The sequence below is a fragment of the Streptomyces sp. NPDC030814 genome, from assembly GCF_055572155.1.
On the sequence record NZ_JBVIDX010000001.1, the window covers coordinates 800,544 to 823,074 of the forward strand.

Annotated in this window: 27 protein-coding genes and 1 pseudogene; 20 read left to right on the forward strand and 8 right to left on the reverse strand. The window is 72.3% G+C overall.

Annotated features, from left to right (window positions below; translation table 11 throughout):
• The first annotated feature begins 39 nt into the window (after positions 1–39).
• Both ACZ43N_RS03320 and ACZ43N_RS03325 read left to right on the forward strand, forming a co-directional pair.
• A complete protein-coding gene (locus tag ACZ43N_RS03320) occupies positions 40–585 on the forward strand; it encodes a GNAT family N-acetyltransferase (RefSeq protein ID WP_468094632.1) in 546 nt (181 codons plus the stop codon).
• Between the two features lie 21 nt (positions 586–606).
• Positions 607–1,170, forward strand: a pseudogene (locus tag ACZ43N_RS03325) (arginase family protein); the annotation flags it as partial.
• A gap of 12 nt (positions 1,171–1,182) precedes the next feature.
• On the opposite strand, the gene ACZ43N_RS03330 reads toward ACZ43N_RS03325, so the two are convergent.
• Positions 1,183–1,536 carry a VOC family protein gene (locus tag ACZ43N_RS03330; RefSeq protein WP_468094633.1) on the reverse strand — a complete coding sequence of 118 codons (354 nt, stop codon included), beginning with the start codon at positions 1,534–1,536 and terminating at the stop codon, positions 1,183–1,185.
• A gap of 137 nt (positions 1,537–1,673) precedes the next feature.
• Between ACZ43N_RS03330 and ACZ43N_RS03335 the strand changes: the two genes are divergently transcribed.
• Together ACZ43N_RS03335 and ACZ43N_RS03340 are read left to right on the forward strand one after the other, a co-directional pair.
• On the forward strand, positions 1,674–2,183 hold the full coding sequence (locus ACZ43N_RS03335) for a phage holin family protein (RefSeq protein ID WP_468094634.1): 510 nt from the start codon (positions 1,674–1,676) through the stop codon (positions 2,181–2,183).
• A gap of 6 nt (positions 2,184–2,189) precedes the next feature.
• The gene (locus tag ACZ43N_RS03340) at positions 2,190–3,236 is read left to right on the forward strand and encodes an SDR family oxidoreductase (RefSeq protein WP_468094635.1); all 1,047 of its coding nucleotides are present in this window, start codon (positions 2,190–2,192) and stop codon (positions 3,234–3,236) included.
• A 169-nt stretch (positions 3,237–3,405) separates the two neighbouring features.
• Here the strand turns inward: ACZ43N_RS03340 and ACZ43N_RS03345 are convergent, their stop codons facing one another.
• Complete coding sequence (locus tag ACZ43N_RS03345; protein ID WP_468094636.1) at positions 3,406–4,365, reverse strand: LLM class F420-dependent oxidoreductase; 960 nt, start codon at positions 4,363–4,365, stop codon at positions 3,406–3,408.
• Between the two features lie 234 nt (positions 4,366–4,599).
• On the opposite strand from ACZ43N_RS03345, the gene ACZ43N_RS03350 reads away from it, so the two are divergent.
• The 13 genes from ACZ43N_RS03350 to ACZ43N_RS03410 all read left to right on the forward strand — a co-directional run bounded on the left by ACZ43N_RS03350 (position 4,600) and on the right by ACZ43N_RS03410 (position 14,344).
• Positions 4,600–6,066: an NAD(P)/FAD-dependent oxidoreductase gene (locus ACZ43N_RS03350; protein ID WP_468094637.1), complete on the forward strand. Its 1,467-nt coding sequence runs from the start codon at positions 4,600–4,602 to the stop codon at positions 6,064–6,066.
• Positions 6,063–7,910: a transketolase gene (locus ACZ43N_RS03355; protein WP_468094638.1), complete on the forward strand. Its 1,848-nt coding sequence runs from the start codon at positions 6,063–6,065 to the stop codon at positions 7,908–7,910. The genes ACZ43N_RS03350 and ACZ43N_RS03355 overlap by 4 nt, the downstream gene beginning before the upstream one ends.
• A gap of 42 nt (positions 7,911–7,952) precedes the next feature.
• Positions 7,953–8,894 carry a non-homologous end-joining DNA ligase gene (gene ligD / locus ACZ43N_RS03360; protein ID WP_468094639.1) on the forward strand — a complete coding sequence of 314 codons (942 nt, stop codon included), beginning with the start codon at positions 7,953–7,955 and terminating at the stop codon, positions 8,892–8,894.
• A 62-nt stretch (positions 8,895–8,956) separates the two neighbouring features.
• Complete coding sequence (locus tag ACZ43N_RS03365; protein WP_468094693.1) at positions 8,957–9,355, forward strand: gas vesicle protein GvpO; 399 nt, start codon at positions 8,957–8,959, stop codon at positions 9,353–9,355.
• Between the two features lie 46 nt (positions 9,356–9,401).
• The gene (locus tag ACZ43N_RS03370) at positions 9,402–9,827 is read left to right on the forward strand and encodes a gas vesicle structural protein GvpA (RefSeq protein WP_468081099.1); all 426 of its coding nucleotides are present in this window, start codon (positions 9,402–9,404) and stop codon (positions 9,825–9,827) included.
• Positions 9,824–10,573, forward strand: coding sequence for a GvpL/GvpF family gas vesicle protein (locus ACZ43N_RS03375; protein WP_468094640.1), 750 nt, complete (start codon positions 9,824–9,826; stop codon positions 10,571–10,573). The genes ACZ43N_RS03370 and ACZ43N_RS03375 overlap by 4 nt, the downstream gene beginning before the upstream one ends.
• A gap of 43 nt (positions 10,574–10,616) precedes the next feature.
• The gene (locus ACZ43N_RS03380; protein WP_468094641.1) at positions 10,617–10,877 is read left to right on the forward strand and encodes a gas vesicle protein GvpG; all 261 of its coding nucleotides are present in this window, start codon (positions 10,617–10,619) and stop codon (positions 10,875–10,877) included.
• On the forward strand, positions 10,877–11,524 hold the full coding sequence (locus ACZ43N_RS03385; protein ID WP_468094694.1) for a DNA primase: 648 nt from the start codon (positions 10,877–10,879) through the stop codon (positions 11,522–11,524). Before ACZ43N_RS03380 ends, ACZ43N_RS03385 begins: the two co-directional genes overlap by 1 nt.
• Positions 11,517–12,728: an SRPBCC family protein gene (locus tag ACZ43N_RS03390; protein WP_468094642.1), complete on the forward strand. Its 1,212-nt coding sequence runs from the start codon at positions 11,517–11,519 to the stop codon at positions 12,726–12,728. The genes ACZ43N_RS03385 and ACZ43N_RS03390 overlap by 8 nt, the downstream gene beginning before the upstream one ends.
• Positions 12,725–13,090, forward strand: coding sequence for a gas vesicle protein (locus tag ACZ43N_RS03395; protein WP_055512022.1), 366 nt, complete (start codon positions 12,725–12,727; stop codon positions 13,088–13,090). Before ACZ43N_RS03390 ends, ACZ43N_RS03395 begins: the two co-directional genes overlap by 4 nt.
• Entirely contained in the window at positions 13,087–13,881 is a 795-nt protein-coding gene (locus ACZ43N_RS03400) for a GvpL/GvpF family gas vesicle protein (RefSeq protein WP_468094643.1), read from the forward strand. Before ACZ43N_RS03395 ends, ACZ43N_RS03400 begins: the two co-directional genes overlap by 4 nt.
• Positions 13,878–14,066: a gas vesicle protein gene (locus ACZ43N_RS03405; RefSeq protein WP_055512018.1), complete on the forward strand. Its 189-nt coding sequence runs from the start codon at positions 13,878–13,880 to the stop codon at positions 14,064–14,066. The genes ACZ43N_RS03400 and ACZ43N_RS03405 overlap by 4 nt, the downstream gene beginning before the upstream one ends.
• Positions 14,063–14,344, forward strand: coding sequence for a gas vesicle protein K (locus ACZ43N_RS03410; RefSeq protein WP_055539027.1), 282 nt, complete (start codon positions 14,063–14,065; stop codon positions 14,342–14,344). The genes ACZ43N_RS03405 and ACZ43N_RS03410 overlap by 4 nt, the downstream gene beginning before the upstream one ends.
• 36 nt (positions 14,345–14,380) lie before the next feature.
• Here ACZ43N_RS03410 and ACZ43N_RS03415 read toward each other — a convergent pair whose 3' ends face one another.
• The 3 genes from ACZ43N_RS03415 to ACZ43N_RS03425 form a co-directional block, all read right to left on the reverse strand.
• Positions 14,381–14,551 (reverse strand): hydrophobic protein, encoded by a 171-nt coding sequence (locus ACZ43N_RS03415; RefSeq protein ID WP_468094644.1) that lies wholly within the window; start codon positions 14,549–14,551, stop codon positions 14,381–14,383.
• A 43-nt stretch (positions 14,552–14,594) separates the two neighbouring features.
• Complete coding sequence (locus tag ACZ43N_RS03420; protein WP_468094645.1) at positions 14,595–15,416, reverse strand: class I SAM-dependent methyltransferase; 822 nt, start codon at positions 15,414–15,416, stop codon at positions 14,595–14,597.
• Between the two features lie 112 nt (positions 15,417–15,528).
• Positions 15,529–17,016, reverse strand: coding sequence for a phosphatase PAP2 family protein (locus tag ACZ43N_RS03425; protein WP_468094646.1), 1,488 nt, complete (start codon positions 17,014–17,016; stop codon positions 15,529–15,531).
• Between the two features lie 268 nt (positions 17,017–17,284).
• Here ACZ43N_RS03425 and ACZ43N_RS03430 point away from each other — a divergent pair, with 268 nt between their 5' ends.
• Positions 17,285–18,904: an ABC-F family ATP-binding cassette domain-containing protein gene (locus tag ACZ43N_RS03430; RefSeq protein WP_468094647.1), complete on the forward strand. Its 1,620-nt coding sequence runs from the start codon at positions 17,285–17,287 to the stop codon at positions 18,902–18,904.
• A gap of 279 nt (positions 18,905–19,183) precedes the next feature.
• On the opposite strand, the gene ACZ43N_RS03435 is transcribed toward ACZ43N_RS03430, so the two are convergent.
• Positions 19,184–20,305 carry a baeRF2 domain-containing protein gene (locus tag ACZ43N_RS03435; RefSeq protein ID WP_468094648.1) on the reverse strand — a complete coding sequence of 374 codons (1,122 nt, stop codon included), beginning with the start codon at positions 20,303–20,305 and terminating at the stop codon, positions 19,184–19,186.
• Positions 20,306–20,361: 56 nt separating this feature from the next.
• Between ACZ43N_RS03435 and ACZ43N_RS03440 the strand changes: the two genes are divergently transcribed.
• On the forward strand, positions 20,362–20,628 hold the full coding sequence (locus tag ACZ43N_RS03440) for a DUF6158 family protein (RefSeq protein WP_468094649.1): 267 nt from the start codon (positions 20,362–20,364) through the stop codon (positions 20,626–20,628).
• Positions 20,625–21,314, forward strand: coding sequence for a TIGR03086 family metal-binding protein (locus tag ACZ43N_RS03445; protein WP_468094650.1), 690 nt, complete (start codon positions 20,625–20,627; stop codon positions 21,312–21,314). The genes ACZ43N_RS03440 and ACZ43N_RS03445 overlap by 4 nt, the downstream gene beginning before the upstream one ends.
• 89 nt (positions 21,315–21,403) lie before the next feature.
• Here ACZ43N_RS03445 and ACZ43N_RS03450 read toward each other — a convergent pair whose 3' ends face one another.
• Together ACZ43N_RS03450 and ACZ43N_RS03455 are read right to left on the reverse strand one after the other, a co-directional pair.
• Positions 21,404–21,946, reverse strand: a complete 543-nt coding sequence (locus ACZ43N_RS03450; protein WP_468094651.1) for a type 1 glutamine amidotransferase domain-containing protein — start codon at positions 21,944–21,946, stop codon at positions 21,404–21,406.
• Positions 21,947–22,020: 74 nt separating this feature from the next.
• Entirely contained in the window at positions 22,021–22,461 is a 441-nt protein-coding gene (locus tag ACZ43N_RS03455) for a CBS domain-containing protein (RefSeq protein WP_468094652.1), read from the reverse strand.
• Between the last annotated feature and the right edge of the window lie 70 nt (positions 22,462–22,531).

Consider the following 22,531-nt stretch of genomic DNA (forward strand, 5'->3'; position numbering starts at 1 on the left):
GGTCGTCGGCTGTCCGGCGCCTCGGCGTACCGTGGCGGGGTGTCCGAGAACGTGCGCTACCTCGCCGTGGGCCCCCGGGTGGGGCTACGGCACTTCACCCTCGACGACGGCGCCGAGTTCGTCGCGCGGGCCCGGGAAAGCAGGGAACTCCACCGCCCGTGGCTCTTCCCGCCGACCACGCAGACCGCGTACGGCGCGTACGCGGGACGGCTCATCGAGGACCCCACGAAGGCCGGGTTCCTGGTGTGCGAGAGGGACGGCGGGGCGATCGCCGGGTTCATCAACATCAACAACATCGTGGGGGGCGCCTTCCAGTGCGGGGCCCTCGGGTACGGCGCCTTCGCCCACGCGGCCGGACGAGGGCTGATGGGGGAGGGGCTCGGGCTGGTCGTCGAGTACGCGTTCACCGCCCTTGGGCTGCACCGGCTGGAGATCAACGTCCAGCCCGGCAACGCCGCCTCCATCGCCCTGGCCCGTCGCTGCGGGTTCCGGCTGGAGGGCTTCTCACCCGACTTCCTGTTCATCGACGGGGCATGGCGGGACCACGAGCGGTGGGCGCTCACGACGGAGATGCGGTCCCGCTGATCTGGTGAAACGGCCCCGGAATTCGGGCTGGTCGCGATCGACGCGTCCGCCGACTTCCGGCATCCGGGCAACTCGGACCGGATCGGGGCGGCCGGTGGCGAGGAACTCGCCCTCGCCACCGGCCGCGGACAGCACGACCTGACCGACCTGGAGGGCCTGAAGCCGTATCTGCGCGACGAGGACGTACGGCTCTTCGGCATCCGGGACGCATGCGAGGACGACCGGGCCGAGCCGGCCGGTCTGAAGATCCCTGTGGTGACCGTCGGAGATCTGCGCACCTGGGGCGCGGACGATCTCGCCCGGGTCACCGCGCGGAGCTACGAGACGCCCGAACTCGGCGGCTTCTGGGCGCACCTCGACGCCGACGTCCTCGACCCGTCCGTCATGCCCGCCGTCGACAGCCCCGACCCCGACGGGCTGCTCCCCGACGAACTGACCGCGCTGCTCGGCCCTTTGGTGACGTCACCGCACTGCGTCGGCCTCAACGTCACCGTCTACGACCCCGATCTCGACCCGGACGGTACGGCGGGCGCGCTGCTCACGGACATCGTGGTCTCCGCCTTCGTGGACCGGCCCCGCACCTGACGGGGGCGCCGGCTACCCCGGCGCGCGGCGGTCGGCGTACTCGTACACCGAGCCGTCCGGGTGCACCGCGATGAGGTTGCGGCCGACGGGCGTCGGCACGGGCCCCGCCAGGACACGGGCACCCGAGGCGGTGAGCACCCGGTTCGCCTCGTCGACGTCCTCGACCGCGATGGTGGCGGCCACCTTTCGCAGCACCTCCAGCTCGGACTCCGGGCCGCTCATCAGCAGGAAACACCCCACGGCTGCGACCTGCACGCCACCGCGCTCGAAGCGCATCGCCGGTCCGCCCGCGAGTCTCTCGTAGAACGGCACCGCGGCCTCAAGGTCGTCGACGCAGATACGGAGCGTGGTTCCGAGAATCTCCATACGGAGGAGCCTAGTTGGAAAATTCCCAGTACCGGCCGCGAAGGAGATCGTTCCGGACGGCCGGAGCCGGTGGGGGCCCGGGTACGGCCCCCGCGCGCGCCGCGTTACCCGGGGAGGGCACCGGGTACTCGGGCGGCATGGACCGCTTGGATCATCTCGAACATCTGGACAAGCACCTGGTCGACGAGCTGGCGCTGGTGGCCCGCGAGACCGTGCGGGACGAGCTGCGGCAGCAGACCCGCAAGCAGCGTCGCCGGGCCGCGCTCTACGCCGCGTCCGGCGCCCTCGCCCTGTACGCGGGCGCCGCGCTGGCGCTCGCCCTCGGCCTGGCGCTCTCGCTGGGCCTGCCCGACTGGGCCGCCGCGCTGATCACCGCCGTCGTGCTCGGTGCGGTGGCCCATGTGCTGAGGAGCGCGGCCCGTCCCTCGGCGTCCCGGCCCACGGCCGAGCACGAGGCCGAGCGAGCCGCCGGTGGTGACGATGCCGTCGGTCATACCGCGCCGGGCATGCCGCCGGGCGGGGTGGCCCCGGCCGGCTATCCGCCGGTGCCGCCCGTCGCCCCCGCCGCCGGACCGGTGCCGGGCACGGCGGCCGGGTCACCGCCCGTACCGGGCGGTGACCCGGAGACGCCGCACCACAGGGCGTGATGAGCGGTGGGCGCCGCGCTGTCGGGACACCGCCGCAGGGCCGTGGTGGTCACCGGGGCCAGCGGCGGCGTCGGCCGTGCCACCGCCGTGGCCTTCGCCGCCCGGGGCGACCGGGTGGCGTTGCTCGCGCGCGGGCGTGAGGGCCTCGCCGCGGCCGCCGACGACGTCGAGCGGGCCGGGGGCGAGGCCCTTGTCGTCCCCGTCGACATGGCCGACGCCAAGGCGGTCGAGGACGCCGCCCAGCAGGTCGCCGACGCCTTCGGGCACATCGACGTCTGGGTCAACAACGCCTTCGCCGGGATCTTCGCGCCGTTCGTGGACATCACTCCCGACGAGTACCGGCGGGTCACGGAGGTCACCTACCTGGGCTATGTGTTCGGGACCAGGGCCGCGCTGCGGCACATGCTGCCCCGGGACCACGGCACGATCGTCCAGGTCGGCTCGGCGCTCGCCTACCGGGGCATCCCGCTCCAGTCCGCGTACTGCGGGTCCAAGCACGCGATCCAGGGCTTCAACGAGTCGCTGCGGTGCGAGCTGCTGCACGACGGGTCGCGGGTGCGGACGACGATGGTGCAGCTGCCGGCCGTCAACACGCCCCAGTTCGAGTGGGTGCTGAGCCGGCTGCCGGGACGGGCGCGGCCCGTCGCCCCGATCTTCCAGCCGGAGGTCGCCGCCCGGGCGATCGTGCACGCGGCCGGGCACGGGCGGCGGCGCGAGTACTGGGTGGGCGGCTCCACCGTGGCGACGCTGATCGCCAACGCGGTGGCGCCGGGGTTCCTCGACCGCTACCTCGGCCGGGCCGGCTTCTTCGCGTCCCAGCAGGACCAGGGGGAGTACCGCGGGAACGGGAACCTCTGGGTTCCCGCGGACGGCCCCCACGGGCGGGACCACGGGGCACACGGGCGCTTCGACGCCGAGGCGCGGGCCAGGAGCGCGCAGGAGTGGGCGTCGCGGAACCGCAACCGGGTGGGCACGGTCGTGGCGGTCGGCGGCCTGGGCGCCGCGCTGACCGCCGGTCTGCGCCGCTTGGTCCGGTCACCGTCGCGGCAGTGATGGCCGGAGTCGGAGGGGCGGAGCGCGGGCAGGCGGCCCCCTCGGGAGGCAGGCGGCCCCCCGCGGGAGGCCGCCTGCCGCACGTGCACTCCGCCCGGACGCGTGCACTCGGCCCAGACGATGGGGAGAGAAAGCACCGTCTGGGCCGAGAATCCGGGGTGGGCCGCCGTCAGCCCTGGCGGAGCCGGGGCAGCACCTTCGTGCGGTAGAAGTCGAAGAACCCGCGCTGGTCGGGGCCGATCTGACTGACGTAGACGCGGTCGAAGCCCGCCTCGACGAAGGCCCGCAGCTCGCCGACGTGTTCCTCGACGTCGTCGCCGCACACCGTGTTCTCGGCGACCATCTGCTCCGTCACCAGCGGCTCCAGCTGCTCGAAGTGGCGGGGCGTCGGCAGGATCTGGCCCATCTCGCCGGGCAGGAACTGGCTCGGCCAGAGACGGTGGACCGTACGGACGGCCTCCTCCCGGTCCTGCCCCCAGCACACCTTCGTACCGCCGCTGACCAGATTGCCGCCCCCGCCGCCCTTGCGGTACTGCGTCACCATCTCCTCGTCCGGGCCCATCGTGATGAAGCCGTCGCCCACACGGGCGGCCAGCCCGGCGGCCTTGGGTCCGAACCCGGAGATGTCGATGGGCACGGGCTCGTCCGGGACCGTGTAGAGGCGGGCGTTCTCCACGGTGTAGTGGGGCCCGTGATGGGTGACCTCCTCGCCGGTGAACAGGCGCCGCATGATCTGGATCGACTCCTCCAGCATCTCCAGGCGCACGCTCGCCGGCGGCCAGGGCGTGCCGAGGATGTGCTCGTTGAGGGCTTCGCCCGAGCCGAGGCCGAGCCGGAACCGGCCCCCGGTCATCACCGCGCTGGTCGCCGCGGCCTGCGCCACCACCGCCGGGTGGATCCGGACGGTCGGGCAGGTCACCGCCGTCTCGACCGGCAGCGACACGGCCTCCGAGAGGGCGCCGATCACCGACCACACGAACGGGCTCTGGCCCTGTTCGCCGTTCCACGGGTGGTAGTGGTCCGAGATCCACAGGCAGTCGAATCCGGCCTGCTCGGCCATCCTCGCCTGCTCGATCAGGTCGGCGGGACCGAACTCCTCGGTCGCCAGGAAGTAGCCGAACTCGGGCATGGGGGGTGTCCTCCGCGGGGGTGCGGGTCAAGTCGCGGTCCGAGTACCCGGAGGTCACGGTGGAAACCCACGGCCTTCGGGCGCCCCGGCGGTTTGGGCGCCCCCACCAGGGGGACGCGATAGGCCCGTACGGCGCGGGCCGGAAGCCCTGGGACGAAGCCGTACGCACACACCGGACAACCGAGGACTCCACGACCGAGGACTCCGTACGCGCGACCCCGCCGGAGGCGAACCGTGAGTCGACCCCGCATCGTGATCGTCGGAGCCGGCTTCGCCGGCTACCGGACGGCCCGCACCCTGGAGAGGCTGAGCCGGGGCAAGGCCGACATCACCCTGCTGAACCCGACCGACTACTTCCTGTATCTGCCCCTGCTGCCCCAGGTCGCCGCCGGCATCCTGGAACCGCGCCGCGTCACCGTTTCCCTCACCGGCACCCTGCGCCACACGCGCCTGGTGCTCGGCGAGGCCGACGAGATCGACCTCGACGCCCGCACCGTGCGCTACGCCGACCCCGAGGGCGGTGTCGGCACCCTGACCTACGACCGGCTGGTGCTCGCCGCCGGCAGCGTCAACAAACTGCTGCCGATCCCGGGAGTCGCCGAGCACGCCCACGGCTTCCGCGGCCTGCCCGAGGCGCTGTACCTCCGGGACCACGTGACCCGGCAGGTCGAGCTGGCCGCCGGGTCCGAGGACCCCAAGGCCTGCCGGTCGCGCTGCACCTTCGTGGTGGTCGGCGCCGGTTACACCGGTACCGAAGTGGCCGCCCAGGGGCAGCTGTTCACCGACGAGCTGGTGCGCAGGCAGCCGCGCTGGGACGGTGTGCGGCCCCGCTGGATGCTGCTCGACATCGCCGAGCGGGTGATGCCGGAGATGGACGAGAGGCTGTCGGCGACCGCCGACCGGGTGCTGCGGCAGCGGGGCGTCGACGTGCGGATGGGGACCTCCGTGAAGGAGGCGACGCCCACCGGAGTGCTGCTGACCGACGGGGAGTTCGTCGACACCCGCACCCTGGTGTGGTGCGTGGGCGTACGGCCCGATCCGCTCGCCGAGTCGCTCGGGCTGCCCATGGAACGCGGTCGGCTGCTCGTCGAGCCGACGCTCCAAGTGCCCGGCCGCCCCGAGGTGTTCGCCTGCGGGGACGCCGCCGCAGTGCCCGATCTGACCAAGCCCGGCTCGTACACCCCGATGACCGCACAGCACGCCTGGCGGCAGGGCAAGGTCGCGGCCCTCAACGTGGCCGCCTCCCTCGGCCGGGGCGAGCCGAAGCCGTACCGCCACAGCGACCTGGGCTTCGTCGTGGACCTCGGTGGCGTCAAGGCCGCCGCCAACCCCCTCGGCATCCCGCTGTCCGGCCCCGTCGCCGGCGCCGTCACCCGCGGCTACCACCTGGCCGCCATGCCCGGCAACCGCGTCCGTGTCGCCGCCGACTGGCTCCTCGACGCGGTCCTGCCCCGCCAGGGCGTCCAGCTCGGCCTGGTCCGCTCCTGGTCGGTCCCCCTGGACACGGCCTCCCCGGAACTGGCCAGGACACCGGGCGCCCCGGCGAAGCCCGGAGCGGACGGGCAGAAGGGCGCCGCCGGGAACCCGGGCACGGCCGCAACGAAGACCCCGGAGAAGACCGGGGCGGCACACGGCCCCGGGACGCCGGAGCGGCCCGACGCCGCACGAAAGCCCGCACCGGGTTCGGAAGGAGACTCATGAACAGCCGTCAACTGGGCGAGCTGGCCCAGCAGTTGCGAGTCGACAGTGTTCGCTGCTCGGAGGCGGCCGGGTCCGGGCATCCCACGTCGTCGATGTCGGCGGCGGAGCTGATGGCGGTGCTGATGGCCCGGCACCTCCGCTATGACTTCGAGCGTCCGGAGCACCCCGGCAACGACCGCTTCGTGCTGTCGAAGGGCCACGCCTCGCCCCTGCTGTACTCGGCGTACAAGGCGGCCGGGGCGATCAACGAGACCGAGCTGATGACCTACCGCAAGCTGGGCAGCCGTCTCGAAGGGCACCCCACGCCGCGCCGCCTGCCCTGGGTGGAGACGGCCACCGGCTCCCTCGGCCAGGGCCTGCCCGTCGCCGTCGGCATCGCGCTCGCCGGGAAGCGGCTGGACCGCACCGGGTACCGGGTCTGGGTGCTGTGCGGGGACAGCGAACTCGCCGAGGGTTCCGTCTGGGAGGCCGCCGAGCACGCCGCCTACGAGCACCTGGACAACCTCACCGCGATCGTCGACGTCAACCGGCTCGGCCAGCGCGGGCCCACCCGGCACGGCCACGACCTGGACGCCTACGCCCGCCGCTTCGCCGCCTTCGGCTGGCACACCGTCGAGATCGACGGGCACGACGTGGACGCCGTCGACCGCGCCTACGGTGAGGCCGCGTCCACCAGGGGCCAGCCCACCGTGATCCTCGCCCGGACCCTCAAGGGGAAGGGTGTCGAGGCCGTCGAGGACCGCGAGGGCCTGCACGGCAAGCCGCTCAAGGACGCCGACGAGGCGATCGCCGAGCTCGGCGGCGTACGGAACCTCCGCGTCGAGGTGCACGAGCCGCCCGCCGCGCGGATGCTGCACGCCGTACGGACCGGGCACCCGGAGCTGCCGCGCCACGACATCGGCGAGGAGGTGGCCACCCGGGACGCCTACGGGCAGGCGCTCGCCGCGCTGGGCAGCGCACGCGGCGACGTCGTCGCCCTGGACGGGGAGGTCGGCGACTCCACCCGCGCCGAGTTCTTCGCCAAGGAACACCCCGACCGGTTCTTCGAGTGCTACATCGCCGAACAGCAGCTGGTGGCCGCGTCGGTGGGGCTCGCGGCGCGCGGTTGGGTGCCGTACGCCTCCACGTTCGCGGCGTTCCTCACCCGCGCCCACGACTTCGTCCGCATGGCCTCGATCAGCGGGTCCGGCATCAATCTCGTCGGCTCGCACGCGGGCGTCTCGATCGGCCGGGACGGGCCCTCGCAGATGGGCCTGGAGGACCTGGCGATGATGCGCGCCGTGCACGGCTCGACCGTGCTGTACCCGTGCGACGCCAACCAGACCGCCAAGCTCGTCGGCACCATGGCCGACCTCGAAGGCGTCCGCTACCTGCGCACGTCCAGGGGAGGGACCCCCGTCATCTACAGCCCGACCGAGGACTTCCCGGTCGGCGGCAGCAAGGTGCTGCGCGCCTCCGACCACGACCGGCTCACGGTCGTCGCCGCAGGGATCACCGTCCACGAGGCGCTGAAGGCCGCCGACGCGCTGGGCCGTGAGGGCATCCCGATCCGCGTCATCGACCTCTACTCCGTCAAGCCCGTCGACCGCCGCACCCTGCGGGAGGCCGCCGAGCGCACCGGCTGTCTCCTCACCGTCGAGGACCACCACGAGGAGGGTGGCCTCGGCGACGCCGTGCTCGACGCCTTCCTCGACGGCCGCCCCGTGCCCCGCCTGGTGCGCCTGGCTGTCCGCGACATGCCGGGCTCGGCGTCCCCCGAGGAGCAACTGCACAAGGCGGGCATCGACGCGGAGGCGATCGCGGCGGCCGGCCGCCTCCTGGTGGAGCACGCGATCACGCCCTGACCGTGGCGCGGTGAACGGTACGTAAGGCGAGGGGAGTTGACCATGGGGGCCGCACGCACCCTGCGGGTGGGCCGGCGCGGTGTGGAGATCCACCGCCCCGAGAAGGTGCTCTTCCCCGGCGACGGTGGCGGGGGGCAGGGGCAGGGCGGCGGCAAGGAGTACACCAAGGGCGACCTCGTGGCGTACTACCGTGCCGTCGCCCCGTTCATGCTGCCCCATCTGCGGGGGCGCCCGCTGATGCTGGAACGGCACCCCGACGGGCTCGGCGGCCCCACCTTCATGCAGAAGAACACGCCCGACCACTATCCCGACTGGATCGAGCGGGTCGAGGTCGCCAAGGAGGGCGGCACGGTCGTCCACGCGGTGTGCGAGGACACCGCCACCCTCGTCTACCTCGCCGACCAGGCCTGCGTCACCCTGCACCGCTGGCTCTCCCGGACCGGCAGGATCGACCGGCCCGACCGGATGGTTCTCGACCTCGACCCGGCCGAGGACGACTTCGAGCAGGTCCGGCGAGCGGCCCGGGACGTCAAGGAGCTGCTCGACGAGCTGGGGCTGCCGTCGGCGCCGATGACCACGGGGTCCAAGGGCGTGCATGTCGTCGTGCCGGTGAAGGGGGACGCCGACTTCGACGCGGTGCGCGACTTCGCCAGGGAGATCGCCGAGCTACTGGTCGCCGCCCACCCCGAGCGGCTCACCACCGCCGCCCGCAAGAAGGACCGGGGCGGGCGCCTGTACCTCGACATCCAGCGCAACGCCTACGCCCAGACCGCGGTCGCCCCCTTCACCGTACGGGCCCGTCCCGGTGCCCCCGTCGCCACACCGATCGCCTGGGAGCAGCTTGACGATCCCGCCCTGGACGCCCGGCGCTGGACGATCGAGGACGCCGTGGAGCAGGCCCGCACCGACCCGTGGGCCGGGGTGATGGGCCGGGCCCGTGCCCTCGGCCCGGCCCGGCAAAGGCTCGGCACCCTGCGCGGTTGAAACGGCACGCATCTTGAATGTTTGGTCAACGGCCCGGGGGCCACTCGGTGTTCGAGGTGGCCATGTCGAACACATCCAGCACATCGAAGACGCAGAGTTCACAGAAAAGCCAGAAATCGCAGGAAGCGGATGAATCGGAAGGGGTGCGGGAGTCGTCCGGGCGGTCCGGTAACGACGCGGCGGACAACCGCCCCAGCCCCATGCAGGTGCTGCGCCATGCGCGGACCCAGCTCGCTGAGCTGACCGGTATGGCGCCCGAGTCCGTGTCGTCCTTCGAACAGACCGAGGACGGCTGGACGTTGGAGGTCGAGGTCCTGGAAATGGCCCGGGTCCCCGACACCATGAGCCTGCTCGCGAGCTACCAGGTGGAGCTCGACCCCGACGGTGAGCTCACCGGATACCGCCGCGTCCGGCGTTACGAACGCGGGAGGGCGGACCCACATCGCCCCGGCGGCCGCTAGGCCGCCGTCCCGTCCCAGCATCCCCAGACAAGGAGGAACGGCCGGCATGACCGTAGTCCCGGCACAGCAGTCCGGTGGTGGAGGCGGCAGCAGCGGCCTCTACGACGTCCTGGAACTGGTCCTCGACCGAGGGCTGGTCATCGACGCCTTCGTACGGGTCTCCCTCGTCGGCATCGAGATCCTGAAGATCGACGTGCGTGTCGTCGTCGCGAGCGTCGACACCTATCTGCGCTTCGCCGAGGCGTGCAACCGGCTCGACCTGGAGGCCGGACCGCGCAAGAACCCCGGCCTGCCCGACCTGGTCGGTGAGATCACCGAGTCCGGCGCGCGCGGCAAGTCGAAGGGGGCGCTGTCCGGCGCCGCCGAGACGATCTCCGATGCCTTCAAGCAGGCCCGCGACGACGGCCAGACCGAATCGCGACCCCGGGCCCGCAAGACCACCAGCTCGCGCAAGAGGGAGGAACAGGAGTGAGCACGTACGTCTACGGCATCGCGGCGAGCTCGCACACCGCTCTCCCCGAGGGCATGGGCGGGGTGGGCGACCCGCCGCGCCCCGTGCGCATCCTGAAGGAGGGCGAACTGGCGGCGATCGTCAGCGACGCCCCCGAGGGGCTGCGGCCCAAGCGCAAGGACCTCCTCGCCCACCAGAACGTGCTGAGTGAGGCCGGCGGGGGCGGCTCCGTGCTGCCCATGCGGTTCGGCAGCGTCGCCCAGGACGACGAGGCCGTCACCGGGGTGCTCGCCGAACGTGCCGAGCACTACCGGGAGCGGCTGGACGCCCTCGACGGCAAGGTCGAGTACAACGTCAAGGCCAGCCACGACGAGCAGGGCGTGCTGCACCGCGTGATGAGCGAGGACGCCGAGCTGCGTGCGCAGGCCGAGGCCAACCGGAAGGCCGGTGGCGGGACCTACGAGGACCGGCTGCGGCTCGGCGAGATGGTGGCCACCGCGGTGCAGCGCCGGGAGGCCGAGGACGCGGCGGAGCTCCAGCGGGCGCTGGAGACGGCCGCGGCCGCCATCAGTGTGGGCCCCGACTCCACCGGCTGGCTGGCCAATGTGTCGTTCCTGGTGGACCGGCAGTCGGCCGAGGTGTTCCTCGCCGCCGTGGAGGAGGTCCGCAAGAGCCATCCGCACATCGAACTGCGCGTCAACGGTCCACTGCCGCCGTACAGCTTCGTCGAGCCGGGTCCCGCGCGGCACGCGGAGGCGGCGCACTGACCGCGCCGCGCGCACGGCGTACGAGGTCGAAGGAGGCGAGTGCATGGGTCTGATCACCGAAGTGCTGCTGCTGCCGTTCGCACCGGTGCGCGGCAGCCTCTGGGCGGTGAGACAGGTGCTCGCCGAGGCCGAGCGCCAGTACTACGACCCGGCGGCCGTCCGCGCCGATCTCGCCCGCCTCGAGCAGCGGCTCGACGCGGGCGAGATCGATGAGGAGGAGTTCGACCGCCTGGAGGACGAGCTTCTGGAGCGGCTGGAGATCAGTGCGCGCAGGGGCACAGGAAATGGCGACGGGACGACATGATGAACCGAGTGGGACTGGGCCTCGCTGTCGGGGCCGGATACGTCCTCGGACGTACGAAGAAACTGAAGCTCGCCTTCGCGATAGGCACGGCGGTGGCGGGCAAGCGGATGAACCTCGGCCCGCGGGCGATCGCGGAGCTGGTGTCCCAGCAGCTCAAGGACAATCCGCAGTTCAAGGAGATCGGCGACCAGCTGCGCGGCGACCTGCGCGGGGTCGGCAAGGCGGCCACGGGAGCCCTGGTCGAACGCCAGATCGAAGGTCTCGCGGACCGGCTGCACGGCCGCACCGCGCAGGTGCGCGACCAGCTCTCCGGCGGCGCTCCCGACCGGTCGGGGCGCGATGACGACGACGCGTACGGCGACGAGGACGTCGAGGCGTCCGGGGATTACGACGAGGAGGACGCCGGCGCGGACGACGCCGAGGCCGCCGACGAGGAGTCCGAGCCGGAGCGCAGGAGGCCGGAGAGGAAGACCTCGGCGAGGGCTGCCAAGAAGGCCCCCGCCAAGAAGACGGCCGCCCCCGCTCGCAAGGGCACGGCGAAGAAGGCCGCCAAGAAGACGGCCGCCAGGAAGACCACCCCGGCCAAGAAGACCGCCCGCAAGACCACCCGGTCGCGGGCCACGAGGGGAGGCGGTGGCGATGACTGAGACCCTGGGCGCGGCGACCGGCCGCGCGACGAGGACGGCGAAGGGCGCGACCGACACGGCGAAGGGCGCGGCGAGCGGTACCCCGCTCTCCGACCTCGCCCACAGCCCCGCCGTCGACCACCTCAAGGACGAGGCACGCGCATACCTGGCCGCGCAGGCCCAGCGGCTGCTCGTCGGCGTGGGCCGCAAGCTCGGCGAGACCACCGGCAAGCTGAACGACATCGCCGACGGCAACAGCCCAGGCTTCGCCAAGCTCGCCCTGGAGGGCGGCCGCAAGCTCGCCGAGGGCAAGGGGCCGTTGCGCACCGCCCTGGAGCTCGGCGCGGGCCGGGCCAAGGACGGCGTGCTGGGTGCCCTGAAGAACCTCGGCGGCGGCAAGGGCGGCCGGGGCGGCGGAGCGGGCAGCAAACCCACGGTGATCCTGGAAACCATTGACGTCGGCGTCCCCGTGCGCACCGCGTACGACCGGTGGACCCGCTTCCAGGACTTCAGCACCTTCGCCAAGGGCGTCAAGAGCGCCGACCGGGCCGACGACACCCACTCCGACTGGCAGCTCAAGGTCTTCTGGTCCAACCGCAGCTGGAAGGCCCACACAACCGAACAGGTGCCCGATGACCGGATCAGCTGGACGTCCGAGGGTGCCAAGGGCACCACGAAGGGCACCGTGTCCTTCCACGCCCTCACGGACAACCTCACCCGGGTCCTGCTGGTGATCGAGTACTACCCGAAGGGCCTGTTCGAGAAGACCGGCAACCTCTGGCGTGCCCAGGGTCGCCGCGCTCGGCTAGATCTCAAACACTTCGCCCGCTTTGTCACTCTTAAGGGTGAAGCGGAGGAGGGCTGGCGCGGGGAGATCCGTGACGGCGAGGTCGTGCGCTCCCACGAGGACGTCGTGGCGGAAGAGGAGCGCGACGAGGCCCCGGACGACGACGAGGCCCGCGACGAGAGCGGGGGCGCCCACGCGGAGGACGAGGACGCCTACGAGGACGAGGAGCCGGACGACGAGCCCCGGGATGCCGACGAGGACCCCGGCGAGTACGCGGACGAGGACGAGGAGGGCGCCGAGGACGCGTACGAGGAGGCCCCCGAGGCCGAGGCCGAGGCCGAGGACGCGTACGAGGACGACGTCGAGGAGGACAGCGACGAGGAACCGTACGACTATGAGGACGAGGAACGGGCCGCCGTGGGCGGGAGCCGCCAGTGACATTCCCGAGCCGAGTCCCCGAGCCGTACGGTCAGAACGGCAGCGCCAACCTGGCCGACATCCTGGAGCGTGTACTGGACAAAGGTCTGGTGATCGCGGGCGACATCCGGATCAACCTGCTCGACATCGAACTGCTCACCATCAAACTGCGCCTCATCGTCGCCTCCGTCGACAAGGCGAAGGAGATGGGCATCGACTGGTGGGAGACCGACCCGGCCCTGTCGTCACACGCCCGCCGCGACGAACTCTCCCGTGAGAACGCCGAGTTGCGCGCCCGGCTGGCCGAGCTGGACGACGGCAGGCCCCGGCGTGAGCCGGAGCCGGCCGTCGAGCGCGGCCGTGCCAGAGAGGAGCCCTCATGACCGGACTGCGCTATGTGTACGCCGTGTGCCGACCCTTCGACGCGCCGCTCCAGTCCCAGATCACCGGGGTCGGAGGCGCCCCTCCCCGGCTGCTGCGCCACCACGACCTCATCGCCGTGGTCAGCGAGGTGCCCGAGCGGGACTTCGCCGAGCAGCCGCTGCGCGCCCATCTGGAGGACCTGGACTGGCTGACCGAGACCGCCCACGCCCACCAGAACGTGATCGACGCGCTCACCGTCGTCACCACGCCCCTGCCGCTGCGGCTCGGCACCGTCTTCCACGACGACAGCGGTGTACGGGTCATGCTGGAGGCCCGTGAGGAGAGTTTCCGCCGCACTCTGGACCGGCTGTCGGGCCGGGTGGAGTGGGGCGTCAAGGTGTACGCGGAACCGGAGACCGAGGAGCAGACCCAGGAGCCGGTGAAGGTGGCCAGCGGGCGGGACTATCTGCGGCAGCGGCGGCGCAGCCGGCAGGCCCACGAGGAGCGCTGGGAGAGGGCCGAGCGCTTCGCCCGCCGACTGCACGAAACCCTCTCGGAATGCGCCGAGGACACCCGGCTGCACGCACCCCAGAATTCCGCCCTTTCCGGTGTGCCCGGTCGCAATGTGCTCAATGCGGCCTATCTGGTGCCACGCAAGATTTCCGAGGAGTTCGTGGAACTCGTGGATCGCACGAAGAATGAGGAACCCGGATTGCGCGTGGAACTCACCGGACCCTGGGCCGCCTATTCCTTCAGCGGAGAGGAGCCCGGTGAAGGGGACTCCGGTGATATGAGTGGAGAGAATTCGTGACCGTCATAGAACGCCGGGAAGTCGCCCTCGTCGACCTGCTCGACCGGCTTCTCGCCGGCGGGGTCGTCATCACCGGTGACCTCACCCTGCGCATCGCGGACGTCGACCTCGTCCGCATCGATCTGAACGCGCTCATCAGCTCCGTGAACGCGAACGTGCCCGCACCCTGGGGAGGCAGTGAGTGACCGGCCGCAACCGCCTCGAACTGGAACCCGACACGGTGGAACGCGACCTGGTCAAGCTGGTCCTGACCGTGGTCGAACTGCTCCGTCAGCTGATGGAGCGGCAGGCGGTGCGCCGTTTCGACACCGGGGAGCTCACCGAGGAGCAGGAGGAGCGCATCGGGCTCACCCTGATGCTGCTGGACGACCGGATGACCGAGTTGCGTGAGCGCTACGGCCTGCGGCCCGAGGACCTCAATCTGGACCTCGGGCCGCTCGGGCCGTTGCTCCCCAGGGACTGACCCGCCCCTCGGCGGGTCAGTCCCTGGGGAGCGAATTCACCACCTGTACCAGCGGCCCCTGCCTCCGGATGCGGACGTCCCGCGCAGCAGGAATCCGAGGAGCCACAGGACCAGAACGGCCAATGCGATGTACCAGAGAACCTTCACTGCGAATCCGGCACCGAAGAGAATCAGCACCAGCAGCAGTACCAGCAGGATGGGAACCATTATGCGAACCTCCTGATGGTCCGTGTTTCCAGAATTCTCGGTTTCAGGCCGGCTTGCGGCAGAGAATTTCTCCGTGCAGCACGGCGAACCAGGCGTCCTCCTGCCGCCCCCATTCCCGCCAGGCCGCCTCGATCGCCCGCAGTCGCCCCTCGGTCGCGTGGCCCCCCTCGGTGGCCCGCCCGGCGTACGCGGAGGCGACTGTCCGGTCCGCCCACAGCCCGCTCCACCAGGCCCGCTCCTCGGAGGTGGAGTACGTCCACGTGGAGGAGGTGGCCGTGATGTCGGTGAGCCCGGCCCGCAGGGCCCAGGACATCAGCCGGCGCCCGGCGTCCGGCTCGCCGCCGTTCGCCCGGGCCACCCGCCGGTACAGGTCCAGCCAGTCGTCCATGCCCGCCGACTGGGGGAACCACGTCATCGCCGCGTAGTCCGAGTCGCGGACGGCGATCAGGCCGCCTGGCCTCGTCACCCGCGCCATCTCGCGCAGCGCCTGCACCGGGTCTCCGACGTGCTGGAGCACCTGGTGGGCGTGGACCACGCAGAAGGTGTCGTCCGGGTGGTCCAGCGCGTGGACGTCGGCGACCGCGAAGTCCACATTGGTCAGGCCCCGTTCGACGGCCGTGGCCCGTGCCTGCTCCAGGATGCCGGGGGCGTGGTCGACGCCGGTGACATGGCCGTCCGGGACCAGGGCGGCGAGGTCGGCGGTGATGGTGCCGGGGCCGCACCCGATGTCCAGGACCTTCATGTGCGGCTTCAGTGAACCGAGGAGGTAGGCCGCCGAGTTGGCGGCCGTCCGCCAGGTGTGCGAACGCAGTACCGACTCATGGTGCCCGTGCGTGTAGACGGCGGTCTCCCGTGCCTTCGACATGACCGTTCCCCTTCTGCAGGTCCTGGGGGAACCGTACGCGCCCATGCCGAATAATGAGACCGCCGTCTTGAATGCTGGACCGGTGATCAGTCGGTGATCACGCCCTTATGGGTCACTGGAGGGGCCGGTAGACCGTGAGCGCCTCCGGGAGCTTCCGCAGCGTCAGATCGCCGTGGGCCTCGGTGACTTCGCCGTCGTACGCCAGCGGCGTGCCCGGCGTGATGCCCTCGACGCGCAGCCGGTTCACCCGGACCGCGGCGTGCGCGGGGGAGCGGGTCAGGGGGCCGGCGAGGGCCGCCGCCACCAGCCGCAGGGCCGGGCGGCGCCCACCGTGCACCACACGGACGTCGAACAGCCCGTCGGCCAGGTCGAAACGGTGCCCGGGGGCCAGTCCCAGCCGGTGGTACGTTCCGTTGCCGGCGAACAGCAGCCAGATCGGGCGCGGCCGGCCCTGGAAGGTGGCCTGGAGCGGGTGCCGGTCGGAGCGCAGGACGCGCAGCGCCGCGATCACACCGGCCGGCCAGCCGCCGAGCACCCGCTCCCAGCGCTCGCGCTCCCGCACCAGCTCCGGGTACACACCCAGGCTGAAGGTGTTGACGAAGCGGCCCTCCGCCTCACCGGACCTGAAGTGCCCCACGTCCACCCGGACGGCCTCGCCGTGGCGCAGGGCACGGCTGAGATCGCGTACGTCCTCCACCCCGAGGTCGCGAGCGAAGTGGTTGAGCGTGCCGCCCGGCAGGACGGCCAGGGGCAGACCGTGGCGCAGGGCGACCTCGGCGGCGGCGTTGACCGTGCCGTCGCCGCCGCACACGCCGAGCACCCGGGCGTGGGTGGCCGCCTTCTCCAACTCGGCGCGCAGATCCTCCGGTTCGCACTCGACCGTCTCTGCGCCGGGGAGCCTGTCCCGCAGGGCGCGGACGCGGTCGGCCGTCCCGGAGGCGGTGTTGGCGACCATGACCAGGCCGTCGCCGTCCGCCAGCGCGGGCGCGTCCGCGCGGGGCCGGCCGGGGGGCACGACCTGGTCGCGGGTCGGCACCATGCCCCGTACGGCGTAGGCGGCGCCCACACCCAGCGCGGCGCCCACCAGCACATCACTCGGGAAGTGCACGCCGGTGTACACGCGGGACAGCGCGACGGCGGTCGCCAGCGGGGCGACCGCCGCGCCCCAGCCGCGGGATTCAAGGGCGACACCGGTCGCGAAGGCGGCGGCGGAGGCGGAGTGGCCCGACGGGAACGATGTGGTGATGGGCTGGCGCTTCAACTGACGCACCACGGGCACGTTGTCCAGGACCGGACGGGGCCGGCGCACCGTGCGCTTGCCGAGGGTGTTGATCGTCGCCGAGGCGAGGGCGAGGGAGGCCACGCCGCGTGCGGCCGCCCTGCGGGCCCTCGGGCTGCGGGTCGCGGCGATCGCGGCCGCCGTGGCGAACCACAGGACACCGTGGTTGGCGGCGCGGCTCAGCCTCGGCAGCATGGGGTGGGCGCCCGGCCACTCGCGGGTCGCCACCGCGTTGAACAGGCGGCTGTCCGCGGCGAGGAAACGGTCCCGAAGGATGTGGTGGCCAGGAGGGCGGACGGTGAGGTCGACGTCTGCGGTCATGAGTCCACGGGTACCCCATGGTGCGGCAACCCTGTCAGGCGGGGGTGCGGTCGGGAGCGCGGCACGGCGCCGGCGCGCGGAGAAGTTGCGCTCAGTGGGGCGAGCGGCCGACCGGGGGTGCGCTTCACCGGCGTGAGCGGTGCCGCCGCGCGCTTGCCGCGGCAGGGTGGCAGAAAGGCCACGGCTGGGCGGGCGGCGCAAGCCGGTGCCTGCGGCGGGGCTCGAATCGGTTTGCGTCACGGTTCTCGGGACTCGCAGAATGCGCCGCATGGGATATCTCGAAGCGGCGCATCTGGAGTACTACCTTCCGGATGGGAGGGCCTTGCTCGGCGATGTGTCGTTTCGGGTGGGGGAGGGGGCGGTGGTCGCCCTCGTGGGACCCAACGGGGCCGGGAAGACGACCCTGCTGCGGTTGATCTCCGGGGAGCTGAAGCCCCACGGGGGGTCGGTCACCGTGACCGGCGGGCTCGGCGTGATGCGCCAGTTCGTGGGGTCCGTACGGGACGAGACGACCGTCCGGGACCTGTTGGTGTCCGTGGCGCAGCCCGGGATCAAGCAGGCGGCCCGGGCCGTCGACGCGGCCGAGCACGCGATCATGACCGTCGACGACGAGGCGGCCCAGCTCGCCTATGCCCAGGCCCTCTCCGACTGGGCCGAGGTCCGCGGATACGAGGCCGAGACGCTGTGGGACATCTGCACCATGGCCGCGCTCGGGGTGCCGTACGAGAAGGCGCAGTGGCGGCAGGTGCGGACACTGTCCGGCGGTGAGCAGAAGCGGCTCGTGCTGGAGGCGCTGCTGCGCGGCACCGACGAGGTGCTGCTGCTCGACGAGCCCGACAACTACCTCGACGTCCCCGGCAAGCGCTGGCTGGAGGAGCGGCTCGCGGAGACCCGAAAGACCGTGCTGTTCGTGTCCCACGACCGGGAACTCCTCGCCCGTGCCGCCGAGAAGATCGTGAGCGTGGAGCCCGGCCCGGCGGGTGCGGACGCCTGGGTGCACGGCGGTGGGTTCGACACCTACCACGAGGCCCGGCGGCAGCGGTTCGAGCGCTTCGAGGAACTGCGCCGCCGCTGGGACGAGAAGCACGCCCAGCTGAAGAAGCTCGTGCTGACGCTCCGTCAGGCCGCCGCCGTCAGCCATGAGATGGCCTCGCGCTACGCCGCCGCCCAGACCCGGCTGCGCAAGTTCGAGGAGGCCGGACCGCCGCCCGAGCCGCCGCGCGAGCAGGACATCACCATGCGGCTCAAGGGCGGCCGTACCGGCGTCCGGGCCGTCACCTGCGCCGGACTCGAACTGACGGGGCTGATGAAACCCTTCGACCTGGAGGTCTTCTACGGCGAGCGGGTCGCCGTCCTCGGCTCCAACGGGTCCGGCAAGTCGCACTTCCTGCGCCTGCTCGCCGGCGAGGACGTGGCCCACACGGGCCAGTGGAAGCTCGGTGCCAGGGTCGTACCCGGGCACTTCGCGCAGACGCACGCCCATCCGGAGCTGGAGGGGCGGACCCTGCTCGACATCCTGTGGAAGGAGCACGCGCAGGACCGGGGCGCCGCCATGTCACGGCTGCGCCGCTACGAGCTGACCAAACAGGCGGAGCAGCCCTTCGACCGGCTCTCCGGAGGCCAGCAGGCCCGCTTCCAGATCCTCCTCCTGGAGCTCCAGGGGGTCACGGCCCTGCTGCTCGACGAGCCGACCGACAACCTCGACCTCGAGTCGGCGGAGGCCCTCCAGGAGGGCCTGGAGGCCTTCGACGGCACGGTGCTCGCGGTCACCCACGACCGCTGGTTCGCCCGTTCGTTCGACCGCTATCTCGTCTTCGGCTCCGACGGCCGGGTCCGGGAGACCCCGGAGCCGGTGTGGGACGAGCGCCGGGTGGAGCGCGCCCGCTAGGGTCTGCCGGTCGGATCACGCCGACTGCCGGACCGGTGCCGTTGGACTGCCGGTGAGCGGGGCGTGGTGCGTGCACGTGCAGGGCGGAGAAGGGGGTCCATGCGGAGCATGGGCGACCGACGACAACGCCGCAGGTGTGCGCACCACGCCCCGCGCCCCAGGCTGATCCACACGACGGACCCTGATGCTGTGACCGGGAAGGTTCACCGGCTCACGACGGTCGGGGCACGATGCTTCGCCCGGCGCACGGCGAGTCACCGTGCGCCGGGCGAGCCGGTGTCACTTCCAGCGCAGCAGCGCGCCCAGACCGCCGACCGGGACCTCGGCCTCCGCCGCCTCGGGCGCCGGCGTCACCGAGATCGCCGGAGCACCGGTGGTCACCACGGACCGCAACAGCGCGTCGTCCGCCCGGGCCGACCGGGCGTGCTCCTCGGCGAGCCCGAGCGTCCGCAGCTCCGTACGGCGTACGGCCAGCTGATCGGGGTCCTCGCCGACCCACAGAGCCCGGTGGGTGTCGGGTCCCTCGGCGCGGACGAGCAGCTCGTCGATCCGGTGCTCGCGCGCCGCCTCCACCAGGTCGGCCACATCCTCGACGGCCCCCCGGCGTCCCTCGGTGTCCGGGCTGCGCGCGGCCAGGAACCGTTCGACCTCGTCGGCGGCCCGCCGACGGACGTGCTCGGCGCGGATCCGTGCCACGTCCTCGTCCAGCAGCCTGCTGCCCGCCCCGTGCGGGGCCTCGACGACCCGGTCGAGCAGCCGCTGGGGCAGCCGGTCCCGCACGGCGTGCCGCTCCCGGTCCTCACCCACGAGGATCAGCAGATCGGCGCGGGTGTCCTCCTGGCACACGGCGAGCGCGTCGGCGACCTCCGCCGCGTTGTGCTCCCAGGTGTTCTCCACCCGCAACTGGAAGTGCCGCTCCGACCAGTCGACCGTGCTCGTGCGGTGCACCGGCCACTGCTGCCCGGTCACCGACCCGGCGTCCTCGCTGCCGAGGGCTCCGCGCAGTTCGAACCGGGCACCCCGCCGGTCCACGTACGCCACCACGCACACCGGGTCCTCCCCGGCGAGATCCAGCAGCGGCGCCGTACGCGGCAGCGGCGCCCAGAAGGCCTGGTTCGCCGGTGGGGGCGCGGCCAGCGGCGGATCGAGGACCACCCGGCCGTCGCGGGCGAACAGCGCCCGGCCGTGCGGCTCGGCGTCGTGCCGCAGCTCCTCCACCGCCTGGTGCACGGCCCGGCAGGTCGCCTCGTCCGCCCCCTGGTCGGCGAGCTCACGGGAGACCGCGGCCGCCGTCAGGGACCGCTCCCGGGCCATGGACTCCGAGGGCGCGGACGTACCGACGTACACGGAGGCCCAGGGCCCGGGATGTTCGTACAGTGGATGGAGAAACGCGAGATCCATGGCTCCCTCCCGGATGCCGCTCGGGGTAACGCTTGCCGGGCGGGTACCCGGACCTCATGGAGGAACACGAAGATCGGGGTACCACCATGACCGGAGTGCACCCGGACCAGCTGGACGACCAGCAGTTGATGAAGGAGCTGGAGTCGATCCACCGGACGCGCCACGACACCCTGCTGCACGGATCGTCCGAAGCGCTGCGCACCCACAACGAGCGGATGGCGCAACTGGAGGGCGAGTACCTGCGCCGTCATCCGCGCCGCCCGGTCGTCTCCGGGCGCACGCGCGAGGGCGCCCGGGACCGAGGACCGGCGGCGACGTCATGAGGCGTACGACTTCCGACCCGGCCGGTGCCGGGGAAACCGACGGCTCGAGCGGTGGCACCGACCGTACCGGCACGGCGACCGACGCCCCGGCCGGCAATGCGACCGACACGGCACAGTCCCATCCGCTGCTCGCCCGGCACGCCGAGGCCCAGCACCTCTTCGGCCTCCGGGTGCACGCCGTCCGCGACGACCAGTGGGCCGCGGGCACCCCGTGCGCCGAATGGACGGTCCGTGACCTCGTCAACCACCTCGTCTCCGAACAGCTGTGGGTGCCGTCGCTGGTCAGGGACGGCTGCATGATCGAGGAGGTCGGCGACACGTTCGACGGGGATCTGCTGGGGCCCGACCCGGCCGCGTCCTGGGACACGGCGGCCCGCTCCGCGCGGGAGGCGTTCACCGCGCCGGGGGCGCTCGAACGCACGGTCCATCTGTCGTACGGCGACACCTCGGCGACCGCGTACTGCGCGCAGATGATCGCGGATCTCGTCGTCCACACCTGGGACCTGTCCCGCGCGATCGGGGCGGACGAGCGGCTCCCCGAGGAACTGGTGACCTTCGCGACGGAGGAGATCGCGCCGTACGCGGGGGACCTCGCGAAGAGCGGGCTGTTCGCGGCACCGGTGGAACCGCCGGCGGGCGCCGACGCACAGACCGAACTGCTGTGCCTGCTCGGCCGTCGGCCGTAGCGCTCCGCCGAGGCGAGCGGGCGTGCGAGCGTCCGGTGCGCCCGAAGGGGCGCCCTCTTCCGTGAAGGCGCCCCCGGTGTGTGCCGGCCTCAGGCGGCGGCCGTCTGGAAGACGTCGAGGAAGGCCTCGCAGAACGCCTTCAGATCGTCGGGCTTGCGGCTGGTGACCAGCTTGTTGGGACCGTGGTCGCAGACCTTCACCTGCTCGTCGACCCATTCGCCGCCCGCGTTGCGGATGTCCGTGCGCAGGCTGGGCCATGAGGTCAGGACCCGGCCGCGGACCACGCCCGCCTCGACCAGCGTCCACGGCGCGTGACAGATCGCGGCGACCGGCCGGCCCCGTTCGAAGAACTCCTGGACGAAGGAGACGGCCTTGGCGTCCATGCGCAGGAAGTCCGGATTGGCCACCCCGCCGGGCAGCACCAGTGCGTCGAACGACTCGGCGGGCACCTCGCCCACCACGTCGTCCACGGGGAACGTGTCCGCCTTGTCCAGATGGTTGAAGGCCTGGATGCGGCCCGGCTTCGTCGACACCAGCACAGGCTCGTGACCGGCGTCCGTCACGGCCTGCCAGGGGTCGGTCAGCTCGATCTGCTCCACACCCTCGGGTGCGGTCAGGAATGCGATTCGCATGCGTGCTCGGTCTCCTTTCTCCTCGGCTCTCCCCGTCCCGTTCCGGGGCCGGCTCCCGCGCCTGTCCGTAAGGGTCAGACCGGGGGCCGGCCCGGCCAGGTGTCCGGTTCGGCCCGGCTGATGTCGGCGAGCGCCGAGTCCGGGTCCTGGGCGACGGCCAGATCACCGAGGCTCACCATGCCCACCGGGTGCCCGTCCGCCAGAACCGGAAGCCGGCGTATCGCGTGGTCGCGCATCAGCGCGACCGCGGCGGACACCGCGTCGTCCGGGCTGATCACCACCGGGTTCGGGGTGCACACGGCCTGGGCGCTCACCGTCAGCGGGTCCACGCCGTCCGCGACGGCCCGCAGGGTGATGTCACGATCGGTCAGGACCCCGATGAGCTGCCCGTCCATGGCGACCAGGACGTCCCCGACGTCCTGCGCACGCATCAGCTGCGCCGCTTCCACGAGTGAGGCGTCCGGGCGGACGGCCACGACACCGGGTGTCATGACGTCCCTGACGAAACCAGCCATGATGATCGGCCTTCCGCTGCTGCTCCCGGGCTGCGCGGGCACGCCCGCGTGGGGTGTGACGACGCCGCAG